Source organism: Actinomycetota bacterium (assembly GCA_030776725.1).
GTDB lineage: Bacteria > Actinomycetota > Nitriliruptoria > Nitriliruptorales > JAHWKO01 > JAHWKW01.
Genome location: JALYHG010000219.1, coordinates 1 through 5,049, shown reverse-complemented (window position 1 = coordinate 5,049; position 5,049 = coordinate 1). Strand labels below are relative to the sequence as shown.

Sequence of the window (5,049 nt, the reverse complement as noted above, 5' to 3'; positions counted from 1 at the left end):
ACACGACCCAGCGGTCGTGGCCTGCGGCGGGACCAGGCCGCTCCCAGGCGGTCACCTCGAACGCGCGCGCCGCTGCCTGCGGCGGCTGGCTGATCGCCGACGGAGCCGGCAGCCCCACGAGCAGCGGCGCGAGGACGGCCAGGAGGACGACCAGGCGGCGGGTGGGACGCAACGGGGTGCCTCCACGAGGGAATGAACAGCACTCTACGGGTGGCACACGACCGTACAGGAGTCACAGCGCCGTCGCGAGGGATCAGATCGCCACGTCCTCGGGGAGGACGGCGTCGGGCTGCTCGCCGCCGATAGCCCCCAGCTGCCCGGTGGGTTCGAACCAGCGGCCGTCGGACGGCAGTGTCTCCAGGTTGATCCGTGGCAGCGGCTGGGTGAACAGGCCAGAGATGTCTTCCAGGTCGATGAACGCCAACCGATCGCTGGACGACAGCCCGCCGGCGTACTCGGCGAACGCCAGCACGGTCACGCCCACGCCGTCAGCGGCGATCTCCTCGAGCGGCTCGAGGAAGTTGCGGGCATCGTTGGATCCGACGTACACGGCAGCGAGATCGCCGTCGGTGCGGCGGCGTTGGATGTGGTCCAGCATGTCGCCGTCGACGTCGCTGTCGCCGACCTTGGGCTTGGCGAAGACGCGGAAACCTTCCTCCAACAACCACATCACCCATCCGCGCATCGGTCCGGCGACGTGCGGCGCGACGTTGACGAAGACGCAGGCCTCGACCTCGTCGTCCGGGCCGGCCCGGTCCACCAGCCAACGGCCGAGCACGTCCAGGTCCGGGCGTTCCCGTGCCGTCGGCTTCCCATCGATGATGTTGGCCAGGGTCATGTCGACGTTCGGAGCGTCCCACACCAGCAGGTGACGACCCATGCTCCCCTCCGATCCGCCGGGTCATCGTAGGCTCGCCCCCCAGTCGACGACGGAGCGCCCGTGGACGGCATCGTGGATCCCGCGGTCGAGGACTACCTGCGCCAGTTGGTCGTCGTCGACGACCCCGTCCTGGACCGGATGGAGCGACACGCTCGCGAACGGGACTTCCCCATCGTCGGCCCCGCCGTCGGGCGGTTCCTGCAGCTGCAGGCCCGAGCGGTCGGTGCCCGGCGGGTGTTCGAGCTCGGCTCGGGGTTCGGGTACTCGGCGTACTGGTTCACGCAGGCGGTCGGTGCGCACGGAGAGGTGGTGTGCACCGACCTCGACCCGTCCAACGCCGAGGCGGCCGAGCGCTTCCTGGCCCCGTCCGGGCTGTGGGACCGGGTCCGGTTCGAGGTCGGTGACGCGCTCGACGTCCTGGAGGCCACCGACGGGGCGTTCGACGTGATCTTCTGCGACGCGGACAAGGATCGCTACCCCGACCACTGGCGGGCGGCCGCCGAGCGGGTGCGCGTCGGCGGGGTGTACCTGTGCGACAACACGCTGTGGTTCGGGCGGGCTGCGACCGGGGAACCGACCCCGGGCCGTCCCGGCTGGACGGAGGCCATCCGCGAGCACAACCGGCTGGTGGCCGACGATCGAAGGTTCGTCAGCAGCCTGGTGCCGCTCCGCGACGGTGTCGTGGTGGCACTCCGGGTGGCGTGAGTCCTCAGCACACCGGCGTCAACCAGTGGTAGGGGTTGATCGGTCCGCCCCCGCCGGGGCGGACCTCGAAGTGGACGTGTGGCGCCGACGCGTCGGCGTTCCCCGTGCTGCCGTTGTACGCGACGAGCTGGCCGGCCTCGACACGCTTCCCCGGGTGGACCCCGGCCGCGTAGCCCTTCAGATGCGCGTAGTAGTACTGGACGCCGTCGTCGCCCCGCAGGTACAGCGCGATGCCGCCCAGCCCGCCGCTCGAGAAGCGCTGGATCCGCCCGGTCGTGAAGGCGTAGACCGGCGCCCCGTGCGGGGCCATGACGTCGGTGCCCTTGTGGCGCCGGCCGCCGGATCGGGGATGACCCCAGGTGTCGCGGAAGTGGTAGGCCCCCTGCATGATGCAGGCGTAGAGGCCCTGCTGGGAGCCGCGTGTGATCAGCCGCTGGCGGTCCTTGCGGGTCTTCAGCTCGCGGTACACCTCCGACACCTCGACGAAGCGCGCCTGCAGCTCCTCGGCGCGCTGCACCATCTGCGCCTCGAGCTGCGCCAGGTCGGCGGCCTTGGCGGTCAGCAGTTCGCGGGTCTGGTCCAGCTGCGTGCGCAGCGCCGAGGAGCGCTGTAAGGCGGCCAGGTCCCGCCGCGACAGCGCTGCCAGCAGGCGGGAACGTTCGCGCGCACCGTCGGGCCCGTCGGAGTCGAACAGCGACTCGAGCGCGCTGGACTCGCCCCGCTTGAAGGTGGCACGCGCCCGTGCCTGCAGGGCCTCGCCGGCCTCTCGGGCCTCGACCTCGAGGTCGTCGGCGCGCTGCTGGAGGGAACCGAGCTCGTCTCGGGTCAGGGCGATGCGCGCCGTCAGGTCATCCAGTTCGGCGGCGGCTTCGCCGATCCGGTCCTCGAGCTCGTTCTTCTGGCGTTCGACCGTCTCGAAGTCCTGGGCCCAGGCGCCGGTGGGGACGATCACCGAGACGGCGACGGCCAACGCCAGCAGCAACCGCCGGGGTCGCGCGTCCGCCGGTGGTCTGCTGTTGAGACCTGGCCGCGCGGCTCGGCGCGCGCGTGCGTCAGCGAGCATGCTGCTCGGTTGTCCCCTCGGTCAGTCGACGTGGGCGCCCCCGGGGGTGGACCCATGGCCCCTTCGCCGCGACGTCGTCGCAGGCTCTCCGTCCGGCCTGCGTCGTCCCTCCGATCGGAGGAGCCTGCCAGAAGTCGCCCGGGCTCGCCACCGACGCCGACGCGCGGTTCGGTGTGCGAACACCGTGTGGTTACGCTCGCACGGTGTCCAGGCGCCGGAGGCAACAGATGCCAGGCTCATACCTGCCAGGCTCGCACCGCGACCGACCCTGGATCATCCGCACCTACTCGGGGCACACCTCGGCGGCCGCGTCGAACGCTCTGTACCGCCGCAACCTCGCCAAGGGACAGACCGGCTTGTCGGTCGCCTTCGACCTGCCCACCCAGACCGGCTACGACGCCGATCACGAGCTGGCCCGCGGCGAGGTGGGGAAAGTCGGCGTGCCGATCGGATCGATCGAGGACATGCGCGGGTTGTTCGACGGCATCCCGCTGGAGCAGATGAACACGTCGATGACGATCAACGCCACCGCCATGTGGCTCCTGGCGTTGTACGTGGCGGTGGCCGACGAGCAAGGCGCGGACGTCTCGGCGCTGAGGGGCACGACCCAGAACGACATCTTGAAGGAGTACCTGTCACGGGGCACATACGCGTTCCCGCCGGAGCCGTCGATGCGCCTGACCGCCGAGCTCATCGAGTACACGGTCCGCCACATCCCGAAGTGGAACCCGCTGAACGTCTGCAGCTACCACCTGCAGGAAGCGGGCGCGACGCCGGTGCAGGAGGTGGCGTTCGCGCTGGCGAACGCCTGCGCGGTGCTCGACACGGTCCGGGAACGTGGGCGGGTCCCCGAAGAGCAGTTCCCCGTCGTGGTTGGGCGGATCTCGTGGTTCTTGAACGCCGGGATCCGGTTCGTCGAGGAGGTCGCGAAGACCCGGGCGTTCGTCGAGCTGTGGGACCGCATCACCCGCGAGCGGTACGGGGTCGAGGATCCCAAGCTGCGGCGTTTCCGTTACGGGGTGCAGGTCAACTCTCTCGGCCTGACCGAGCAGCAACCGGAGAACAACATCGCCCGGATCCTGATCGAGATGCTCGGCGTGACCCTGTCGAAGGACGCCCGAGCCCGTGCCATCCAGCTGCCCGCGTGGAACGAGGCGCTCGGTCTGCCCCGTCCGTGGGACCAGCAGCTGTCCCTGCGGATGCAGCAGATCCTCGCCTACGAGACCGATCTGCTCGACCACGACGACCTGTTCACCGGGTCGCAGACCATGGCGGCGTTGACCGCGGAGATCGCCGAGGCGGCGTGGGACGAGCTCGGGCAGATCCTCGACATGGGCGGCGCGGTGGCCGCCCTCGATCACATGAAGCAGGAGCTGGTGCGGTCGAACGCCGAGCGGATCCGCAGGATCGAGTCCGGTGAGCAGACCGTCGTCGGCGTCAACCGCTTCACAGAGCACGAGCCGTCACCGCTGATCGACGCCGACGGGGGGTTCCTGAAGGTCCCGGATGTGGCCGACGACGAGCAGATCGCCCGGTTGAAGGCGTGGCGCGCGGAGCGCGACGACACCGCCGTGAAGGAGGCGCTCGAACGGCTCCGGGAGGCGGCGGAGGCCGGCGACAACCTCATGCCGGCGTCGATCGCGGCGGCCAAGGCGGGGGTCACGACCGGGGAGTGGGCCGGCGCACTGCGCGAGCTGTTCGGCGAGTACCGCGCCCCGACCGGGGTCAGCGCACGCACCGTCGCCGACGGCGGGCCGTTGCGGGAGCGCTTGGAGGAGGCCCGGGACCGGGTGCGGGCGGTGGAGACCCGGCTCGGGCGGAAGCTGCGGATCCTGGTCGGCAAGCCGGGGCTCGACGGGCACAGCAACGGCGCCGAGCAGGTCGCCGTCCGCGCCCGCGACCTCGGCATGGAGGTCATCTACGAGGGGATCCGGCTGACCCCAGCGCAGATCGTGCGCGCCGCAGTCGACGAGGACGTCCACCTCGTCGGTCTGTCGATCCTGTCGGGTTCGCACATGGCGCTCGTGCCGAAGGTCATCGAGGGGCTGAAGGCCGAGGGCCACGACGTCCCGGTCGTGGCCGGCGGGATCATCCCGATCGGTGACGAGCAGCGGCTGCGCGAGGCCGGGGTGGCGGCGATCTTCACCCCGAAGGACTACGAGCTGACCCGCGTCCTGGTGGACGTCGCCGAGCTGGCGGGGGACCGTCTCGCGCCCGGCGGTTGACCGGGGCGTTGCGTGTTCGCTCCGGGCGGTCATTGAACGGGCGTCGGCACGTTCCGGGTTGCGGTGGTCTGCGGGGGCGTGGGGTGGTGGCCGGGGTGGTGGCCGGGGTGGTGGGCCGGGGTGGTGGTCAGGGTGGTGGTCGTTGGTGGGCGGTGCCGTTGGGTGCGGTGAACACC

4 protein-coding genes are annotated in these 5,049 nt (G+C 70.9%); 2 read left to right on the top strand and 2 right to left on the bottom strand.

Annotation, left to right across the window (positions count from 1 at the left end; all coding sequences use genetic code 11):
• Nucleotides 1–253: 253 nt before the first annotated feature.
• Nucleotides 254–880 (bottom strand): NYN domain-containing protein, encoded by a 627-nt coding sequence (locus M3N57_10640; GenBank protein MDP9023125.1) that lies wholly within the window; start codon nucleotides 878–880, stop codon nucleotides 254–256.
• Nucleotides 881–940: 60 nt separating this feature from the next.
• On the opposite strand from M3N57_10640, the gene M3N57_10635 reads away from it, so the two are divergent.
• Nucleotides 941–1,585 carry an O-methyltransferase gene (locus M3N57_10635; GenBank protein MDP9023124.1) on the top strand — a complete coding sequence of 215 codons (645 nt, stop codon included), beginning with the start codon at nucleotides 941–943 and terminating at the stop codon, nucleotides 1,583–1,585.
• Between the two features lie 4 nt (nucleotides 1,586–1,589).
• On the opposite strand, the gene M3N57_10630 is transcribed toward M3N57_10635, so the two are convergent.
• Nucleotides 1,590–2,555 (bottom strand): peptidoglycan DD-metalloendopeptidase family protein, encoded by a 966-nt coding sequence (locus tag M3N57_10630; GenBank protein ID MDP9023123.1) that lies wholly within the window; start codon nucleotides 2,553–2,555, stop codon nucleotides 1,590–1,592.
• A gap of 320 nt (nucleotides 2,556–2,875) precedes the next feature.
• Here M3N57_10630 and M3N57_10625 point away from each other — a divergent pair, with 320 nt between their 5' ends.
• Nucleotides 2,876–4,873 (top strand): protein meaA, encoded by a 1,998-nt coding sequence (locus M3N57_10625; protein ID MDP9023122.1) that lies wholly within the window; start codon nucleotides 2,876–2,878, stop codon nucleotides 4,871–4,873.
• Nucleotides 4,874–5,049 lie beyond the last annotated feature (176 nt).